Genomic DNA, 19,257 nt, shown 5'->3' with positions numbered 1-19,257 from the left:
GTTGGCTCATACGGTGAAGACCGGCACAGAATTGCACCAGCGATCCTTGTACTCACGGTCGGTCCGACCAAAGGAAAACCGCAGAGGCTTATCCAATGCGCGGGCGTGTTCCCAGGCGCTTTGGGTATTGAGGAAACTCAGCACGCTGCCAGGACTGAACTCGCGGGTCTCGGGATCGACCCCCCCATTGACGTATTCGACGCTGATCCACTCCGGCGCCTCGACACGGTAGACCAGTTGAGTCGCAATCGGAGCGTCGTTGAGGAAAATCACCGAGCCGATCAGCAATTCGCGCAACAGCTCGATCACTTCGCCCATGCGGGCGGCACCGGTGGCCGGGAAACCCCAACGGCGCTGGAACAGGTCGCAATAGATCGCCGCCAGTTCGCTGCTGGAAAACTCGGCAACCGGCCGCGCCACACCACCGGCCTCTTCCAGCAAACGCAATTCGCGGCGCTGGTTGTAGCGAAACTTCTTCGACAGCTCTTCAGGCGTGCGGGCCAGCGCCAGTTGTTCGGCCTGCAACTTGATGCCGGTGAAACGGCCTTCACTCAGCGCCGACAGGTAACGCCCGCGATGGCGCAGCGGTGCCTGGGCATCAGGCGCGGCCGGCAGAATCAGTTCAGCATTACCGAGGTCGAACAGGCCCTTTTTACCACTGCGTTTGAGCACATCCTTGGACAGTGCCAGGTCGCGCCCCCAGGTCGGGATGGCCGCTTTCACTTCGCCGTTCTGTTCCCAGGCCAAATAGCGCACCGGAATGTCAGCCAACTGCGCCAGACGTTCGATCACCAGTGGATGAGTCGCGACGCTGCCGCCAAAACGTTGCCAGGCCTGTGCATAAGTCGAGGCGTCGACCGGCGCCCAGCCCCGTTCGCGCCAGCCTTGAAATCGGTTGAGCATCAGCCCCTCGGTTCCAGTTCGGTGACGTGCGGCAAATGCCAGAAAGCATCGCGCACCGCGCGATCGGAGAAGCGTTCACGCAAGCGGTCGAACATCAGCTCGGCACACTGGCGACGTTGTTGTTCGTCCATCGCGGCCAGATACTGCAGCCCTTGAGCCAAGTGCTCGGCATCGCCCAGCGGAAACAGAATGCCCACGCCTTCGACCACTTCCCGGGCCCCACCGCACGCGGTGGCGAGCAACGGTACACCGGCGGCCATGGCCTCCAGCAACACCATGCCGAACGGTTCATGATCAGAACTCAAGGCAAACACATCGAAGGCGCGGAAGTAGCGACGCGCCTCGGGCACCTGGCCAAGAAACAGCACGCGATCGCCGATACCCAGTTCGCGCGACAGGGCCTTGAGGTCCTGCTCCAGCCGACCGCTACCCAGGATCACTAACTGACTGTTGGCTGGTAAACCCGGCAATGCCGTGGCAAAACCGTGCAGCAACGTGGCCTGATCCTTGTCCGGATGCAGGCGCCCGACGTTGCCGACAATCCAGGCATCCATCGACAGACCGAGGGTTTCCCGGGCCTCGCGAACCGATACCTGACTGGTCTGCAACGCCTGCACATCGATGCGGTTATAGAGCGTCTGAATCCGCGCGACCGGCCATTTCGGCAAGCAACGGCGCATGTCGTCACGCACCGCATTAGAGACCCCGAGCAGGCTCAGGCGCTTGCGGAAAATATGCGCGAACAGTTTGCGGGTGCCGCGCTGGTAATCACCAAACGCGTGATGCACGCCAATGACCGGCAACGAAGTGCCGAGCAAGGCGATGTAGATGGGTTTGAAGCGGTGAGCAATGCAGAAACTGAAATTGCGCGAGGCGGCGATCTTGCGCAGATCGCCGATGGCGCCCAGCTTCAGGCCACGAATAGCCTTGGAGCTGTACTCCATGAACAGCACTTCGTCAGACGCACAGCTCGCGGCGACTTCGGCATCGGCAGCCCCGGTCAGAAACACCGTGGTTACCCGATAACCGGTCCCCGCGAACAGGCTGGCGTACTGCCGGGCGCAGTCCAGAAACGGCCCGTCATAGCCGTGACAGAACTGCAGCACATGGCGTTCAGCCGAGCGTGTCATAAGCGTCCGCGCCTTCTTTGACCACCAGAATGTCTTCCATGATCAGGTACTGCAGGTCGGAACCGAAGAACATATTCAAGGCATCGGTCGGCGAGCAGATCATCGGCTCGCCGCGACGGTTGAGCGAGGTGTTCAGCGACACGCCGTTGCCGGTCAGTACTTCCAGTTCCTTCATCATGTCGTAGTAGCGCGGGTTGTATTCGCGCTTGAGCACCTGGGCCCGGGATGTGCCGTCTTCATGGACAACTTCCGGCACGCGGGTTTTCCACTCTTCAGCCACTTCAAAGGTAAAGGTCATGAACGGCGCCGGGTGATCGATCTTGATCATCTGCGGTGCAACGGTGTCGAGCATCGACGGGCAGAAAGGCCTCCAGCGCTCGCGGAACTTGATCTGGTGGTTGATGCGGTCAGCCACGCCGGTCGCGCTCGGGCAACCGATGATCGAACGACCGCCCAAGGCGCGCGGACCGAATTCCATGCGGCCCTGGAACCAGGCCACCGGGTTGCCGTCGACCATGATTTTGGCGATTTTTTCCGGCATGTTGTCGAGTTTGCGCCAGGTCGGCTTGCTCGGGTGACGGGCACAGGCCGCGAGCACGTCTTCGTTGCTGTAGGACGGGCCGAGGTAGACGTGTTCCATCTTCTCGACCGGTACGCCACGGGCGTGGGACACGTAAGCCGCAGCGCCGACCGCGGTACCGGCATCACCGGACGCGGGCTGCACGAACAGCTCCTTGACGTCGTCGCGGGCAATGATTTTCTGGTTCAGCTTGACGTTCAACGCACAGCCACCGGCGAAGGCCAGTTTGCCGGTTTCCTTGAGCACATCGCCCAGGTAATGGTCGATCATCTGCAGCGCCAGTTTCTCGAACAGCGCTTGCATGCTTGCGGCGTAGTGGATGTACGGCTCGTCGGCGATGTCACCTTCGCGCTTGGGCCCCAGCCACTCGATCAGCTTCGGCGAGAAGTAGAAACCTTTGCCCTTCTCTTTGTAACGACGCAGGCCGATGACGTTGGCGTAGTCGGTGTTGATCACCAGTTCGCCGTTCTCGAACGAGGCCAGACGCGAGAAATCGTATTTGCTGGCGTCGCCGTACGGCGCCATGCCCATGACCTTGAACTCACCGTCCAGCATCTCGAAACCGAGGAACTCGGTGATCGCGCCGTACAGGCCGCCGAGGGAATCCGGATCGAAGAATTCCTTGATCTTATGGATCTTGCCGTTTTCGCCGTAGCCGAAGAAGGTCGTGGCGTACTCGCCCTTGCCGTCGATCCCCAGGATCGCGGTTTTCTCTTTGAAACCGGAACAGTGGTAGGCACTGGAGGCGTGGGCCAGGTGGTGTTCGACCGGCTCGATCTTGATTTTCTTCGGATCGAAGCCCAGTTGCTCGAGGCACCAGACAATCTTGTTGCGATAGCGCTTGTAACGACGGTTACCCATCAGGATCGCGTCGAGGGCGCGGTCCGGGGCGTACCAGTAACGCTTGGCGTAGTGCCAGCGAGCCTTGCCGAACAGGCTGATCGGCGCGAACGGAATCGCCACCACGTCAACGTCGGACGGCTTGATGCCCGCCTGCTCGAGGCAGAACTTCGCCGATTCGTAAGGCATGCGGTTCTTTGCATGTTTATCGCGCACGAAGCGCTCTTCCTCTGCCGCCGCGACCAGCTTGCCGTCGATATACAGGGCTGCGGAAGGATCATGGCTAAGGGCGCCGGACAGGCCAAGAATCGTCAATGCCACAGGGGTCTAGCCTCTTTAGTCTGCATGCAGGCGCAACGCGCCTCAAAAAATTAATGTGCCCTCGCAAGGGGCGAGAGACAGCTAAAGGGCGGGATTATAGCGTAAACATGGCGGGAATGACCCTGCCCTTATCCACGCCGTGAAGATGGGGTCGAGCCAAGCGTTCGCCCTGATGAAAAATCAGAGCGAATACCAGCCAGCCTGAAGTTGCAGGGTTGCCCTGCAACATAGAATCTCCCCACACTGGATCTGCGTCGCATACGTTTTTGTGTACGACCGAGAACTACTGTGGGAGCGAGCCTGCTCGAGATGGGATTCAGGCAGCGCCAGAAACATCCTTGGGCAAACGCTGATCAATCACCCGATACAACGCACTGCTCTCGGGCCAATTGCGCATAAACCGCGCCCGATCCCGCGCATACGCCGGGGCGAAGCTGCCGATCGAGCCATGCTGACGCATCGAGTCCAGATCGATCAGCGCCCAGCGATCCTGCTGCCAGAACAGATTATGGCCCTTGAAATCGCCATGGCTGATCCGCTCTCCAATCAGCTCGGCGAACAGGTGATCCAAAGCCTGCAACTCGGCTTGCGGCGCTTCGCCGCTTTCCACGTACGGCGCAAATCGCTCGATGATGTCCGGCCCCGGCAAATATTCGGTCACCAGGTACGCCCGGCTGCGCAGCCAGAGAAAACGCTTCTCCAGCAACGCCAATGGCTTGGGTGTGGCGATGCCCAGGAACGCCAGCCGATTGCCTTCACGCCATGAGTGCCAGGCACGGCTCGGGCGCCAGAAACGTTTGAGCCAATGGGCAAAACCTTTGATGTTGTAGCGCTTGACCACCAGCGTGCGTCCAGCCACCTCGACCTTGCCGACGCTCGCCGCGCCGCCGGTTTTGTACAGGTGGCCCTGACCGAGCAAGGCATCGGCCTGTTCCAGCACCGGCAGCATTGCAGCCTCTTCTTCACGGCGAATCGCCCGCAAGCCGAACGCGCCGCGCTGGACGCTGAACAGCGTGCATTCGCGACCGACCTTGATCAGGAAATCCTTCAAACGCCAGCGACGGACCTTGTCGATCTGCTTCTGCAACGCTTCCATGGGCAAGGCATGCTCGCCGTTCTCCAGCAGGTAATACACCAGCAATTCTTCAGTGAAGGGTTCCAGCGATTTGGGCAACTGGGCAAAAAACACACCGAGGTTTTCCAGGACTTTCTGCTGCGACAGTGGCTTGCCAGCCGTCTCGGCACAGATCCCGGCGCCATCGATCAAATACAACTGACCGCCATGGCGCAACAGGTTGTCCAGGTGCAGGTCTTCCTGCCACAGGCCCTTGCTGTGCAATTGCCCAATCGCACCCAACGCCTCGGCCAGCACCGTGGATTGTTCATCCGCGAACACGGGCAAGTGTTCGATCTGTTTCCAGGCATCTCCCAGACTCTTGGCACCTTCAAGGAAATCGAACAGCAGCCAGCCGCCCTCGCCGCTCTTCAGACCATCAGCCAATAGCAACGGCGTGGTCAGCCCCTGAGCGGCGAGCAAACGCACGCCGTCCAGCTCACGCTGGAAATGCCGCGCCGCTTTACCGCCGACCAGCAACTTGGCCAACACCGGCCGGCCGCGCCAGACGCCGGCGCCCACATAACGCTGCCCCGGCAATACCCGCAGCAGGCTCAGCAATTGCAACTGCGCAGGCCCCGCGGCATCGGCCAGTGGGATGTTCAGCGGCAGGCTCGGGGCACGGCCGGCGTTTTTCAGTTCGGACAAACGCATCAACGCGTCTCCTTGTGACTGCGCCGCGCACTCAGGCGCGATACCCAACCGCCGACCAGCGAACTGTTCAATGGCTGACCCAGATAAACCGCCAGCAACTCGCGCAGCTGACTTTCGCTCCATTCGGGCGCTCGACGCAGCAACGGCTCCAGGTCTTTGATCCGATCACGTTGACCGAACAGCAATGGCCGGGTTTTTTCCAGATCGATCAACTGAGCCTGATAACCGTCACCCGTGGCCTGAAGAAAAATGTGCTTGGGATAGAAGCAACCGTGGACTTGACGCACACCGTGCAGGCGACGCGCCAGTTGCCCGCAGGCTTTCAGAATTGCCGAGTGTTGCGCCGCGCTCAGCTCCGACCAGCGTTGCAACAACGAATCCAGGTCCTCCCAACCATCCAGTGCGCGAGTCAGCAGAATCGCCCGGACTTCACCGTCAACGTTGCGCTTACCGAAAAACGCCGCCTGCAGCGCCGGAATACCCAGCTTGCGATAATGACTGATGTTGCGAAACTCCCGGGCAAAACTCGGCTCGCCAAAGGGCGAATGCCATGTGCGCGTCAGGTAGTTGCTTTGGCGTTTGAGGTAATAACCATGCCCTTCCAGATCCAGCCGAAACACACTGCTCCACCCACCCCGACCAGTGTTGGGTTCATCCACCGCGTCGAGCTGTTTGGCCCAGAGCGCGTCGAAGGTGCCGAGGCCATGACGCTCGAGCAGCGCACGGTCTTCAGCAGCCAGAAAATCAGTCATTCGCGCCCCTCGAAAAATCTCACCACGTGCCGGATCCGTTTCTTGTCGGCGGCATCGAGCCGGGTACATTGGCGGTATTGCAGATAGAAGCGCAGGCGCTGAGTGGACGACAGGTGATATTTGGCCACTTTGTCCAGACAAGCCAGGTCCTTGGTGATCCGGTACTTGAGCCAGAAGCCGCGCCAGAAATCACCATTGGGGCAGTCGATCAGAAACAGCCGCGCTTCATCGTCGATCAGCAGGTTGCGCCACTTCAAATCGTTATGGGTGAAACGATGGTCGTGCATGGTCCGGGTATAGCCCGCCAGCTGTCGACTGATGTTGTCGACCCAGGCCCGGTCCGCCAGTTTTGGATCATGCCGATCAGCCAGGGCTGATAAGTCTTCGGTTCGCGGCAGTTCGCGCGTGATCATCGCCCCACGGCTGTATGTCGCGCCGCGCCGTTCCAGCCCCCAGGCCACTACTTCGGCGGTGGGAATGCCCCACTTGGCGAAACGCTTGAGGTTCTGCCACTCGGCTTTCACCCGGGGCTTGCCCAGGTAACGGCGCAGTCCTTTGCCGGCGCCGACGTAGCGTTTGACGTAATAGTTGACGCCATTGCGCTGGACGCGAATGACCTCGGACAGTGGATCGCGGGTCAGTCGCTCGCCCTCGAGCGCGAACACCGCGTCAAGACTGCCGAAGTCTTCCGCCAGATCGCTGTAAGCAGGTTCCAGTGTCCAACCCGACATCAGAGCGCATCCCCGTATCGCTGTTTACGCTCGTAGAGCTTGTTGGCCTTGCCTTCGAGCCATGCCAACAGTCCCGCTTCTTCAGCCAGAATCTGGCGCAGGGGCTGTTGGAAGTACCCCTTGAGGAAACGCAATTTGTCGCGACGGGTCAGGCCAATGTCGAGCGCCGAAAAATACAGCGCCGCCAGGTCCTTGTTGCGCCAGCGTTGGGTAATCGTCGGACGGGTCTGAGCACGGTGCAGATCGATCACCGACAGCTTGAAGTCGTCGGCTGTCACCGGTTTGTCGGTGTGCAGCAGGAAGTGGCAGATGTAGCAGTCGCGATGGTTGACACCGGCGCGGTGCATCATGCCAGTCATACGCGCGACTTCGGCGATCAAGGCGCGCTTGAGTTTTGGCTCCGGCGGCTGCTTGATCCAGTCGATGCTGAAATCTTCGAGGCTGACGGTGGGCGCCAGTTCTTCAGTGATGATGAACGAATGCTGGTCCGCCGGGTTGCTGCCCTTTTCGCCGTAAGCGACGGCGGTCATGGTTGGCACGCCGACTTCTTGCAGACGTTGAATGGCCTTCCACTCCTGACCCGCGCCGAGCACCGGCAGCTTGGCGGTCAGCAGGTTCTTGAAAATCTCGCCCCAGCCGATGCCACGGTGGATTTTCACGAAGAACCCGTGACCGTCCACTTCAGTACGCAGTGTCCGGCGCGCTTCAAGCTCGCGGTACACCTCGCCCTTGAGGCCCTCGACTTCGGCGAACGGATCGCGTCCGGCCCAGAGGCTCTTGAACGGTTCAGCCAGCATCAACTTCATTAAGCGTGCTCCGCCAGAATCACATCGGCCGCGTGCTGCGGCATGCTGTAGAGGTCGGCCGTCTCGGCGAAAGCCAGACCGTTGCGGCTCCAGGCCGCCCGTGCATTTGCATCGTTCAACATGCCGGTCAGGCACTGCGTCAATTGCGTCTGATCGAAGGGTTCGCCCAGCACCAGACCGGCGTCGGCCTCGGCGATGTAATGGGCATAGCCGCACACCGCGCTCACCAGCACCGGCAAACCGGCCACCACGGCTTCAAGCAGCACCGTCCCGGTGTTTTCGTTGTACGCCGGGTGGATCAACAGATCGGCACCGAGCAGGAAACGCGGGATATCGCTGCGGCCCTTGAGGAACTGCACGTTGTCGCCGAGCCCCAATGTGGCGCTCTGCAACTGGAATACTTTGGGGTCGTCCTGGCCAATTACAAACAGCCGAGTGCGTTTTTTCAGGTCGGCGGGCAAGGCGGCCAGCGCCTTGAGGCTGCGGTCCACGCCTTTGGTCTTGAACCCGGAGCCGATTTGCACCAGCAGCAGTTCATCATCTTTCAGGTTGAATTCGCGACGAAATCCAGCACGGATCTCGGCGGCATTGGCCGGCGCGCGACGGTCCTGAGAGATACCCGGCGGCAGTAAATGGAAGCGCGCAAGCGGCGTGTCGTAATGCTTGATGAACAGCGGCTGCTGGACTTCGGAAATCATCAGCACTTCGGTCTTGGCATCCTTGGCGAACACCGCGCGCTCGTACTCGGCGAAGTGCCGGTAGCGGCCCCAACGACGGTACAGCGAGTTGCGCAGGTTTTGCGCCTTGTCTTCGAAGCAGCCGTCGGCGGCGTAGTAAACGTCCAGGCCCGGCATTTTGTTGAAACCGATCAAGCGATCCACCGGGCGCTTGGCCAGATCGGCCTCCATCCATTCAGTGAGTTTCTCGTTGCGCCGATGATTGAAGAACGCCTTGACCGGTGCCACCAGCACTTCGAAACCCGGCGGAACATCGCCTTCCCAGATCAGTGTGTAGACACGAATCTGATGGCCGCGCTGCTGACACTCCAGGGCGATGCGCATGAAGTCACGCTGTAAGCCACCGAACGGAAAATACTTGTACAGGACAAATGCCAATTGCATCAGCGCAGCTCCTCAGCCAGTAACAACGTGCTCAGTCGGCTCGCGACACGCTCGGGATTCAGACGCGTGAAGCACAGGGGCCACTCGCGTTTCAGGTCGAACCGACGGGCATCCTCGGCCGTCGGTTGATAGGTGCATTTCTTTTGCAGGCACGGCGCGCAGGAGAAGTCGCTGGCCATGTGAATCTGTGACTTGCCGTACGCGCCGGTCAGGCCCGGGTTGGTCGGGCCGAACAGCGAAAGAGTCGGCACGTCCAGCGCCGCAGCGAGGTGACCGAGACCGGTGTCCACCGCCACGCAGGCTTGCGCCCCGGCCAGGACTTTGCCGACACCCGCCAGGTTCAGCTTGGGCAGCACTTCGACATGTCGCATGTCTTTGGCGATGCGCTCGGCGCGGGCCTTTTCGACCGGATTACCCCACGGCAGTTTTACCGCCACGCCAAGATAACCCACCCGCTCGGCCAGCTCGCGCCAATAGGCTTCGGGCCAATGCTTGGTGTCCCAAGTGGTGCCATGAAGAAACACCACGTACGGATTCTTGCGCGGCAACTCCACCAGTCGCTCGACATTCAGGCCGTAGTCGCCCAGCCCTTTAGGCAGGTCGTAACCCAGGGCGACCGCGAACAGCTGACGCACTCGCTCTACCGCGTGCTGCCCACGGGCCACGGCCAGACGTCGGGAATAGAAGCGCGCGGCGATCGGTTCGCGGGCCGAGTTTTTGTCCAGCCCGGCCACCGGGGCTTTGGCATAGCGAGTCAGCAACGCGCTTTTCAGCAGGCCTTGCGCATCGATCACCAAGTCATATTTTGTCGCGCGCACGCTTTGCTTGAAGCGCTTCCACTCGCCACTCTTGATGGTCTGCCAGATGTTCTTGCGCCAGCGACGGATCGCCACCGGAATCACCTTGCCCACGGCCGGGTGCCAGGTCGGAATTTCGGCGAAGCCTTCTTCCACCACCCAGTCGAACGTGATGCCGGGGATCGCCCGCGCCGCGTCGGTCAACGCGGGCAACGCATGAATCACGTCGCCCAGCGAAGAAGTCTTGATCAACAATACCCGCAAACTACTTGACCTCGACCACAGTGCCCAGCAACCGCTGCAAGGCTTCGTTCACCGCTTTCGGCATCAGCTGGCGCAAGCAATTGTAATGACCGAAACGGCAGGTTCGATCGAAGCACGGACTGCATTCGATGCCCAGGCGCACAATCTCGACATGCTCGGCCAGCGGTGGCGTGAAGCCCGGCGATGTCGAGCCGTACACCGCCACCAGAGGGCGGTTCAGCGCGGCGGCCACGTGCATCAAGCCGGAGTCATTGGAGACCACGGCATCGGCGCAGGACAGCAGATCGATGGCCTCGGCCAGGGACGTGCCGCCACTGAGGTTCACCGACTCTTCGCGCAGACCGGGAATCAGCCGCGCGCGAATGTCTTCGCCCACCGCGTGATCGTTTTTCGAGCCAAACAGCCAGACCTGCCAGCCTTCACGGATCTTCGCTTCGGCGACCTTGGCGTAGTGCTCGGACGGCCAGCGCTTGGACTCGCCGAACTCGGCGCCGGGGCATAGCGCCAACACCGGACGGTCGAGGGCCAGACCGAACTTGGCCAGCGCGCCATCGCGGGTCACCGGGTCGATCTGCAGGCTCGGCCGTGGATAGGGCATCGGCAGCTCGACGCCGGGCTCGAAAGCCAGAGCCATGAAACGCTCGATCATCAGCGGATAACGTTCTTTGTCGAGCGTGCGCACGTCATTGAGCAGGCCGTAGCGGAACTCGCCGCGCCAGCCGGTGCGTTTCGGGATACCGGCAAAAAACGGTACCAGTGCCGATTTCAGGGAATTGGGCAGCAGGATGGCCTGATCATACTGACCGGCCAGGGATTTACCGATGCGCCGACGCGTCGCCAGCTCCAGCACGCCGTGGCCGAGCGGGAAGCTCAAGGCCTGGCGCACTTCGGGCATACGCTCGAGGATCGGCCGGCTCCACTCGGGGGCCAGCACGTCGATTTCGCATTGCGGGTGGCGCTGCTTGAGACACTGAAAAAGTGTCTGCGCCATCACCATGTCACCGACCCAACTGGGCCCAACGATCAGAATTTTCATGTGGTTTCCAAAAACGAGCCGGGGAGGCATACGCCTCCCCGCCTCGAGAATCCAGCACCTTCGGGGTGAACCGTCAGGTCATTTGGACGAGCCGATTGGGGCTCGTCGGATCAATTTAATACACATTCATGTCAATCAGCATAAGCCTCCGTGGCGAGGGAGCTTGCTCCCTCGCCACAAAGGCTCGCTCCCACATTTGAATCTCGTTGCTGTTCAGCTTAACCCCAGCTCGCGCCAGATTCGCATGACCTGCCGTCGTTCATCCACGAACTGGTCGCCTGGTATCACCCCGGCGTCCTTCTGCAAGGCCTCCCGGTGAGCGGCTGAGCGATAGGCCTTATAGGCTTCACGCAACAGGCTGGCGTCTTCGGCAGGCATCAGCCCGACCTCCTCCAACCCTTCCAGAATGCGGATATTGTCGGTATAGCGCAGCAATGACGGATGCGCTTGCGACCATGCCAGAGCCGCGTATTGCACCATAAATTCAATATCGACGATACCTCCGGCGTCCTGCTTGAGATCGAACGGCGCCGTGGCCTCGAAGGCATTTGCCGCCGTGCCCGCCGCAGTGCTCTTGCTGCCGAGATTATCGCGCATCTTGGCGCGCATCTCGCTGACCTCCTGGCGCAAGGTCGCCAGGTCCCGTGACTTGGCCAATACCGCCGCGCGAACTTTCTCGAACGCCTGACCAACATCCTGACTGCCGACCAGCACCCGCGCCCGTACCAACGCCTGATGCTCCCAGGTCCAGGCTTCGTTTTCCTGATACCGGGCAAACGCCCCCAAAGAACTCACCAGCAGACCGGACGCACCGGAAGGCCGCAGACGCATGTCCACTTCATACAACTGGCCGGAGTTGGTCTGCGCCGTCAGCAAATGAATGATGCGCTGCCCGAGCCGGGTAAAAAACTGTGCGCCGTCGATAGGCTTCGGCCCGTCGGTTTCCGCCTGCGGATCGCCGTCGTGGATGAACACCAGATCCAGGTCCGAACTGTGCCCCAATTCCAGACCACCGACTTTCCCGTAACCGACAATGATGAAACCAGGGTCGCACACGCTGCCGTCGGTGCGCAGCGGCGTACCGTACTTGGCCACCGTCTGGCGCCAGGCCAGGGCCAGAACTTGTTCGAGGATCGCTTCGGCGAGCCAGGTCAGGTAATCGCTGACCTTCATCAAGGGCAGGCTGCCGGCGATTTCCGAGGCGGCGACGCGCAAGCGGTGCGCCAGTTTGAAATGCCGCAGGGCTTCCATTTGTTGTTCGAGGTCGTCTTCGGGAATCCGCGTCAAACGCTCGCGCAACTCGGCCGCCAGTTCCGGCGCCAGCGGTGGTTTGAACAATCGGCCTTCGTTGAGCAGTTCGTCGAGCAACAACGGGAAACGCGTGATCTGTTCGGCAATCCACGGGCTCGCGGCGCACAGCGTCAGCAAGCGGCGCAGAGCCCCGGGGTTCTCGGTCAATAAAACGAGATAAGCGGAACGACGCGCCACGGCTTCCACCAGCGGCAACACCCGCTCCAGCACCAGATCGGGATTGGCGTGCTCCACAGCCTGAGCCAGCAAGCGCGGAATAAAAGCATCGAGGCGTTCCCGCCCCAGGCGCTGCATGGCACGCAATTGTGGACTGCCACGCAGACTGGCCAAGGCTTTCAGCGCCCTGGAAGCGTCGGCGAAACCGCCTTCTTCCAGCTGACGGCAGGCGGCCTCCTCGTCCTGGGCCTCTTCCCACAGCGGCAGCCATTCCCCGCCGACCGTGACTTCGCTCTCGGCGCCAGCCTCTTCATCGGGATCGGCGATCACCTGAGCAAAGTGCCAGGCCACCCGGCCTCGCCAGTACATCAGCTGTTCGTGGAACGCCGTCCAATTGGCAAACCCGAGCATAAAGGCAATGCGCGCCTGATCCTGTTCGCCATCCGGGAGCATCTGGGTCTGGCGGTCGGCAATCGCCTGGATCGCGTGTTCGGTGTAACGCAGAAATTCGTAGGCTTCACGCAATTCGCTGACCACCACTGCCGGCAGGTAACCCTGACCTTCGAGGGTGCTCAGTACTCTTAATAGAGGACGCTGCTGCAAGCTCAGGTCGCGACCACCGTGAATCAGCTGGAAAGCCTGGGCGATAAATTCGACTTCACGAATGCCGCCGGAACCCAGCTTGATGTTGTCCGCCATGCCCTTGCGCCGGACTTCCTGCTGGATCAGCTGCTTCATGGTGCGCAGCGCTTCGATGGCCGAGAAGTCCAGGTAACGCCGGTAAACGAACGGCCGCAGCATGTCGAGCAATTGGGCGCCGGCCACTTGATCGCCGGCCACCACGCGCGCCTTGATCATCGCGTAGCGTTCCCAGTCGCGGCCCTGATCCTGGTAATACTGCTCCAGCGCATTGAAGCTCAGCACCAGAGCGCCGGACGAACCGTAAGGCCGCAAGCGCATGTCGACGCGAAACACGAAACCATCGACGGTCATCGGGTCCAGGGCCTTGATCAGCCGCTGCCCCAGACGAATGAAAAACTCCTGATTATCCAGCGAGCGCTTCACGCCGACGGTGTCGCCGCCTTCGGGGTAGGCGAAGATCAGGTCAATGTCCGACGATAGATTCAGCTCTACCGCGCCGAGCTTGCCCATGCCGAGGATGACCATTTGTTGCGGTTCGCCACTGCGCCGCCCGGTGGGCGTGCCGAACTGTTGGCAATGGCGCAGATACAACCACTGGCAGGCCTGATCGATGCTGGCGTCGGCCATGTCCGAGAGGTCGCGACAGGTCTGGACCAGATCAGCCTGGCGGGTCAGATCGCGCCAGATGATCCGCACTTGCTGGCGCGCGCGCTGACGACGCAGGGCGCGGCCAAGCTGGTCGTCGGTTTCGGCTGCGTTCACCGCCGTGGCAATCTGTGCGCACAACTCGCCCGGCGCAAACGCGCGGTCCAGTTCGCCGCAGCGCACCAGTTCCAGCAACATCAAAGGGTCACGCAGACTCTGTTCAATCACAAAGTCGCTGGCTGCGGTGACGTGGGCAAATTGTGCCCAGCGCTCAGGCGTCCAGGCAGACAGGCCATGATCGTCGGGAAAAACCGAGACGGCCGTACGGAACGACTGCTCGGCACGAGAGACCAATGGCACAAGCCCGTCGGGCAGTTCGGTAAGCGAAGGCAGGCTCATGGTTTATCCTTGATCGGCGTGCGAAAGGCTGCATGTAGTGTTTTTTGAAAAGACACTACGCGATTGACTGTCAAACAAAGGTTAGAAATAGCTGTAATTTGTTTATTTTTGGCAGCAATCATCAAGCCTTCACCTTTTTTGGTTGGCAAAAGACCAACCTTAACGATTATTCTCACAACGCACCCGGAGGCCACACGCCAATCATCTGTAGTTTTACTACTCGTCTATACATTCAAAAGGCTGAAATGCCCGATGATTTGTAGTAAAACTACACGCCGCCGGAACATACCTCTCGGCAATCCAAGAATTTATATCGTCTGCCCACAAGGCCAGTCGCAAACTCAGGCAACCGATTCTGGAAGCCTTTCCGCCCTGGAGCAAGCCATGCAAGACCTCGATCCCGTCGAAACCCAGGAATGGCTGGACGCCCTGGAATCGGTTCTCGACAAAGAAGGCGAAGACCGTGCTCATTATCTGATGACCCGTATGGGCGAACTCGCAACCCGCAGCGGTTCGCAGCTCCCTTACGCCATCACCACGCCTTACCGCAACACGATTCCCGTTACCCACGAAGCACGCATGCCTGGCGACCTGTTCATGGAACGCCGCATTCGCTCGTTGGTTCGCTGGAACGCGATGGCCATGGTAATGCGTACGAACCTGAGAGATTCTGACCTCGGCGGTCACATCTCCAGCTTCGCTTCCAGTGCGACCCTGTATGACATCGGCTTCAACTACTTCTTCCAGGCCCCGACCGACGAGCACGGCGGCGACCTGATCTACTTCCAGGGCCACACCTCGCCAGGCGTTTACGCCCGCGCATTCATGGAAGGCCGCATCACCGAAGACCAGATGAACAACTTCCGCCAGGAAGTGGACGGTCAGGGCCTGTCGTCCTATCCGCACCCTTGGCTGATGCCTGACTTCTGGCAGTTCCCGACCGTATCCATGGGGCTGGGCCCGATCCAGGCGATCTACCAGGCACGCTTCATGAAGTACCTGGAAGCCCGTGGTTTCATCCCGCAAGGCAAGCAAAAAGTCTGGTGTTTCCTGGGCGACGGCGAGTGCGACGAGCCGGAATCCCTGGGTGCCATCTCCCTGGCTGGCCGCGAGAAGCTCGACAACCTGATCTTCGTCATTAACTGCAACCTGCAGCGCCTTGATGGCCCGGTTCGCGGCAACGGCAAGATTATCCAGGAACTCGAAGGCGTGTTCCGCGGTGCTCAGTGGAACGTGACCAAAGTCATCTGGGGCCGTTTCTGGGACCCACTGCTGGCCAAGGACGTCGACGGCATCCTGCAACGTCGCATGGACGAAGTCATCGACGGCGAGTACCAGAACTACAAAGCCAAAGACGGCGCGTTCGTGCGTGAACACTTCTTCAACACGCCTGAACTCAAGGCGATGGTTGCAGACCTGTCCGACGACGAAATCTGGAAACTCAACCGTGGCGGCCACGACCCGTACAAGGTCTACGCGGCGTACCACGAAGCGGTCAACCACAAAGAACAACCGACCGTTATCCTGGCCAAGACCATCAAAGGTTATGGCACCGGTGCCGGCGAAGCGAAAAACACTGCGCACAACACCAAGAAAGTCGATGTCGACAGCCTGAAGTTGTTCCGTGATCGTTTCGACATTCCGGTCAAAGACGAAGAGCTGGAAAACCTGCCGTTCTTCAAGCCGGAACCAAACAGTGCTGAAGCTCGTTACCTGAGCGAGCGCCGCACTGCACTGGGCGGTTTCGTGCCACAGCGCCGTGCCAAAAGCTTCGACATCCCGACACCACCGCTGGATACCCTCAAGGCAATCCTGGACGGCTCGGGCGACCGTGAAATCTCTACCACCATGGCCTTCGTGCGGATCCTCGCGCAACTGGTCAAGGACAAGGACATCGGCCCACGCATCGTTCCGATCATCCCGGACGAAGCCCGTACCTTCGGTATGGAAGGCATGTTCCGTCAGCTGGGCATCTACTCGTCCGTCGGCCAGCTCTACGAGCCAGTCGATAAAGACCAGGTGATGTTCTACAAAGAAGACAAGAAGGGCCAGATCCTCGAAGAAGGCATCAACGAAGCGGGCGCCATGAGCTCCTTCATTGCTGCCGGTACTTCGTACTCCAGCCACAACCAGCCAATGCTGCCGTTCTACATCTTCTACTCGATGTTCGGCTTCCAGCGCATCGGCGACCTGGCCTGGGCCGCTGGCGACAGCCGCACCCGTGGCTTCCTGATCGGCGGCACCGCCGGCCGGACCACGTTGAACGGCGAAGGCCTGCAACACGAAGACGGTCACAGCCACATCCTGGCTGCCACCATCCCGAACTGCCGCACCTTTGATCCAACCTACGGCTACGAGCTGGCGGTGATCATTCAGGACGGCATGAAGAAGATGACCGAAGAGCAGCAGGACGTTTTCTACTACATCACCGTGATGAACGAGTCCTACCAGCAACCAGCCATGCCGGCCGGTGCCGAAGAAGGCATCATCAAGGGCATGTACCTGCTCGAGGAAGACACCCGCGAAGCGGCGCACCACGTTCAGCTGATGGGCTCCGGCACCATCCTGCGTGAAGTCCGTGAAGCGGCGAAGATCCTGCGTGAAGAGTTCAACGTCGGCGCTGACGTGTGGAGCGTTACCAGCTTCAACGAACTGCGTCGCGATGGCCTGGCCGTCGAGCGCACCAACCGTCTGCACCCAGGCCAGAAGCCTAAACTGAGCTACGTCGAAGAGTGCCTGAACGGCCGTAAAGGTCCGGTCATCGCGTCTACCGACTACATGAAGCTGTTCGCTGAGCAAATTCGTCAGTGGGTCCCGTCCAAGGAATTCAAAGTCCTGGGCACCGATGGTTTCGGCCGCAGTGACAGCCGCAAGAAGCTGCGTCACTTCTTCGAAGTCGATCGTCATTTCGTGGTGTTGGCAGCCCTGGAAGCTTTGGCTGACCGTGGTGACATCGAACCTAAAGTGGTGGCCGAAGCCATCGCCAAGTTCGGCATCAACCCGGAAAAACGCAACCCACTGGACTGCTGAGGAGACATTCTGTGAGCGAACTCATTCACGTACCTGACATCGGCAGCGGTGAAGGTGAAGTAATTGAACTGTTTGTAAAGGTCGGCGACCGTATCGAAGCCGATCAGAGCATCCTGACCCTTGAGTCGGACAAGGCGAGCATGGAAGTGCCTGCGCCGAAGACCGGTATCGTCAAGAGCCTGAAAGTGAAGCTGGGCGACCGCCTGAAAGAAGGCGACGAACTGCTGGAGCTGGAAGTCGAAGGTGCTGCTGCGCCAGCCCCTGCAGCTGCCGCTGCGTCGGCTGCCAAGGCTGAAGCTGCACCGGCTGCCGCGAAAGCGCCGGCTGCTCCAGCTGCCGCGCCTGCTGCTGCCAGCGTTCAGCAAGTGCACGTGCCGGACATCGGTTCGTCGGGCAAGGCCCAGATCATCGAGATCCAGGTCAAGGTCGGCGATACCGTCGAGGCTGATCAGTCGCTGATCACCCTGGAATCCGACAAGGCCAGCATGGAAATTCCATCGCCTGCCGCTGGCGTGGTCAAGGCCATCAGCGTCAAGCTCAACGACGAAGTCGGCACTGGCGATCTGATTCTGGATCTGGAAGTGGCGGGTGCTGCTGCGCCTGTTGCTGCCGCTCCGGCCCAGGCTGCTGCTCCAGCGCCGGCTGCTGCGCCTGCTCCGGCAGCCGCTCCAGCTGCACCGGTGGCCGACAGCGTTCAGGACATTCACGTCCCGGACATCGGTTCGTCGGGCAAAGCCAAGATCATCGAAGTGCTGGTCAAGGCAGGCGACACCGTCACCGCCGACCAGTCGCTGATCACTCTGGAATCCGACAAGGCGAGCATGGAAATTCCATCGCCTGCCGCTGGCGTGGTGGAAAGCATTGCCATCAAGCTGGATGACGAAGTCGGTACTGGCGACCTGATCCTGAAGCTGAAAGTCAAAGGCGCGGCACCTGCTGCGGCTGCGGCACCAGCCGCTGCTGCTCCGAGCGCTCCTGCCGCAGCACCTGCTGCTCAGGCAGCGGCCGCACCTGCAGCTGCCCCGGCCGCTGCTCCCGCCAAGCCTGGCGCCAAGGTTCACGCCGGCCCCGCGGTACGTCAGTTGGCCCGCGAATTCGGCGTCGAGCTGAGCGCGGTCAGCCCTAGCGGCCCGCACGGTCGTGTGCTGAAAGAAGACGTGCAGGTTTACGTCAAAGCCATGATGCAGAAGGCCAAGGAAGCACCAGCCGCTGGCGCTACCGGCGGCGCGGGTATCCCGCCGATTCCGGTCGTGGACTTCAGCCGCTTCGGTGAAACCGAAGAAGTGCCGATGACCCGCCTGATGCAAATCGGCGCGTCGAGCCTGCACCGCAGCTGGCTGAACATTCCGCACGTGACTCAGTTCGATTCGGCTGATATCACCGACCTGGAAGCGTTCCGCAACGCTCAGAAAGCCGTTGCAGAGAAGGCTGGCGTCAAGCTGACCATCCTGCCGCTGCTGCTCAAGTCGTGCGCGCACCTGCTCAAGGAACTGCCGGACTTCAACAGTTCGCTGGCGCCAAGCGGCAAGGCAATCATCCGCAAGAAGTACGTGAATATCGGCTTCGCCGTCGACACCCCTGAAGGCCTGCTGGTACCGGTCATCAAGAACGTCGACCAGAAGAGCCTGTTGCAACTGGCAGCCGAAGCCGCTGCGCTGGCCGCCAAAGCCCGCGACAAAAAGCTCACCGCTGACGACATGCAAGGCGCCTGCTTCACCATTTCCAGCCTCGGCCACATTGGCGGCACCGGCTTCACGCCGATCGTCAACGCGCCGGAAGTGGCGATCCTCGGTGTATCCAAGGCAACCATTCAGCCAGTCTGGGACGGCAAAGCCTTCCAGCCGAAACTGATGCTGCCGCTGTCGCTGTCCTACGATCACCGTGTGATCAACGGCGCCGCTGCTGCACGCTTCACCAAGCGTCTGAGCGACCTGCTGGCGGACATCCGCACCATCCTGCTGTAACACCGGCCGGCCCTCCTTGACCGGAGGGCCAGTCGCGTTCCATGTTTTCCGAGCGCCACGC

The 19,257-nt window shown here is 60.7% G+C and carries 14 protein-coding genes; 2 read left to right on the top strand and 12 right to left on the bottom strand.

The window, feature by feature from the left end; translation table 11 throughout:
* Positions 1–6: 6 nt before the first annotated feature.
* The 12 genes from LOY56_RS02230 to LOY56_RS02175 form a co-directional block, all read right to left on the bottom strand.
* Complete coding sequence (locus LOY56_RS02230) at positions 7–903, bottom strand: antimicrobial resistance protein Mig-14 (RefSeq protein WP_258619347.1); 897 nt, start codon at positions 901–903, stop codon at positions 7–9.
* A complete protein-coding gene (locus LOY56_RS02225) occupies positions 903–2,033 on the bottom strand; it encodes a glycosyltransferase (protein ID WP_258619346.1) in 1,131 nt (376 codons plus the stop codon). The genes LOY56_RS02230 and LOY56_RS02225 overlap by 1 nt, the downstream gene beginning before the upstream one ends.
* Positions 2,017–3,774, bottom strand: coding sequence for a carbamoyltransferase (locus LOY56_RS02220; protein WP_258619345.1), 1,758 nt, complete (start codon positions 3,772–3,774; stop codon positions 2,017–2,019). The genes LOY56_RS02225 and LOY56_RS02220 overlap by 17 nt, the downstream gene beginning before the upstream one ends.
* 316 nt (positions 3,775–4,090) lie before the next feature.
* Positions 4,091–5,542 carry a lipopolysaccharide kinase InaA family protein gene (locus LOY56_RS02215; RefSeq protein ID WP_258619344.1) on the bottom strand — a complete coding sequence of 484 codons (1,452 nt, stop codon included), beginning with the start codon at positions 5,540–5,542 and terminating at the stop codon, positions 4,091–4,093.
* Entirely contained in the window at positions 5,542–6,294 is a 753-nt protein-coding gene (locus LOY56_RS02210) for a lipopolysaccharide kinase InaA family protein (protein WP_258619343.1), read from the bottom strand. Before LOY56_RS02210 ends, LOY56_RS02215 begins: the two co-directional genes overlap by 1 nt.
* Positions 6,291–7,025, bottom strand: a complete 735-nt coding sequence (locus tag LOY56_RS02205; protein ID WP_258619342.1) for a lipopolysaccharide kinase InaA family protein — start codon at positions 7,023–7,025, stop codon at positions 6,291–6,293. The genes LOY56_RS02210 and LOY56_RS02205 overlap by 4 nt, the downstream gene beginning before the upstream one ends.
* Complete coding sequence (gene rfaP, locus LOY56_RS02200) at positions 7,025–7,831, bottom strand: lipopolysaccharide core heptose(I) kinase RfaP (RefSeq protein WP_258619341.1); 807 nt, start codon at positions 7,829–7,831, stop codon at positions 7,025–7,027. Before rfaP ends, LOY56_RS02205 begins: the two co-directional genes overlap by 1 nt.
* Complete coding sequence (locus LOY56_RS02195; protein ID WP_258619340.1) at positions 7,831–8,952, bottom strand: glycosyltransferase family 4 protein; 1,122 nt, start codon at positions 8,950–8,952, stop codon at positions 7,831–7,833. The genes rfaP and LOY56_RS02195 overlap by 1 nt, the downstream gene beginning before the upstream one ends.
* Positions 8,952–10,013 (bottom strand): lipopolysaccharide heptosyltransferase I, encoded by a 1,062-nt coding sequence (gene waaC / locus LOY56_RS02190; RefSeq protein WP_258619339.1) that lies wholly within the window; start codon positions 10,011–10,013, stop codon positions 8,952–8,954. Before waaC ends, LOY56_RS02195 begins: the two co-directional genes overlap by 1 nt.
* 1 nt (position 10,014) lies before the next feature.
* Positions 10,015–11,049 carry a lipopolysaccharide heptosyltransferase II gene (gene waaF / locus LOY56_RS02185; RefSeq protein ID WP_258619338.1) on the bottom strand — a complete coding sequence of 345 codons (1,035 nt, stop codon included), beginning with the start codon at positions 11,047–11,049 and terminating at the stop codon, positions 10,015–10,017.
* Between the two features lie 213 nt (positions 11,050–11,262).
* Positions 11,263–14,202: a bifunctional [glutamate--ammonia ligase]-adenylyl-L-tyrosine phosphorylase/[glutamate--ammonia-ligase] adenylyltransferase gene (glnE, locus tag LOY56_RS02180; protein ID WP_258619337.1), complete on the bottom strand. Its 2,940-nt coding sequence runs from the start codon at positions 14,200–14,202 to the stop codon at positions 11,263–11,265.
* Positions 14,199–14,378 (bottom strand): hypothetical protein, encoded by a 180-nt coding sequence (locus LOY56_RS02175; protein WP_258619336.1) that lies wholly within the window; start codon positions 14,376–14,378, stop codon positions 14,199–14,201. The genes glnE and LOY56_RS02175 overlap by 4 nt, the downstream gene beginning before the upstream one ends.
* Before the next feature lie 208 nt (positions 14,379–14,586).
* Between LOY56_RS02175 and aceE the strand changes: the two genes are divergently transcribed.
* A complete protein-coding gene (gene aceE / locus LOY56_RS02170) occupies positions 14,587–17,232 on the top strand; it encodes a pyruvate dehydrogenase (acetyl-transferring), homodimeric type (RefSeq protein WP_258619335.1) in 2,646 nt (881 codons plus the stop codon).
* A gap of 11 nt (positions 17,233–17,243) precedes the next feature.
* The gene (gene aceF, locus LOY56_RS02165; protein WP_258619334.1) at positions 17,244–19,196 is read left to right on the top strand and encodes a dihydrolipoyllysine-residue acetyltransferase; all 1,953 of its coding nucleotides are present in this window, start codon (positions 17,244–17,246) and stop codon (positions 19,194–19,196) included.
* The last annotated feature ends 61 nt before the right edge of the window (positions 19,197–19,257 follow it).

The organism is Pseudomonas sp. B21-048 (genome assembly GCF_024748615.1).
Taxonomy (GTDB): domain Bacteria; phylum Pseudomonadota; class Gammaproteobacteria; order Pseudomonadales; family Pseudomonadaceae; genus Aquipseudomonas.
This window is presented reverse-complemented; position numbering and strand designations above follow the sequence as displayed.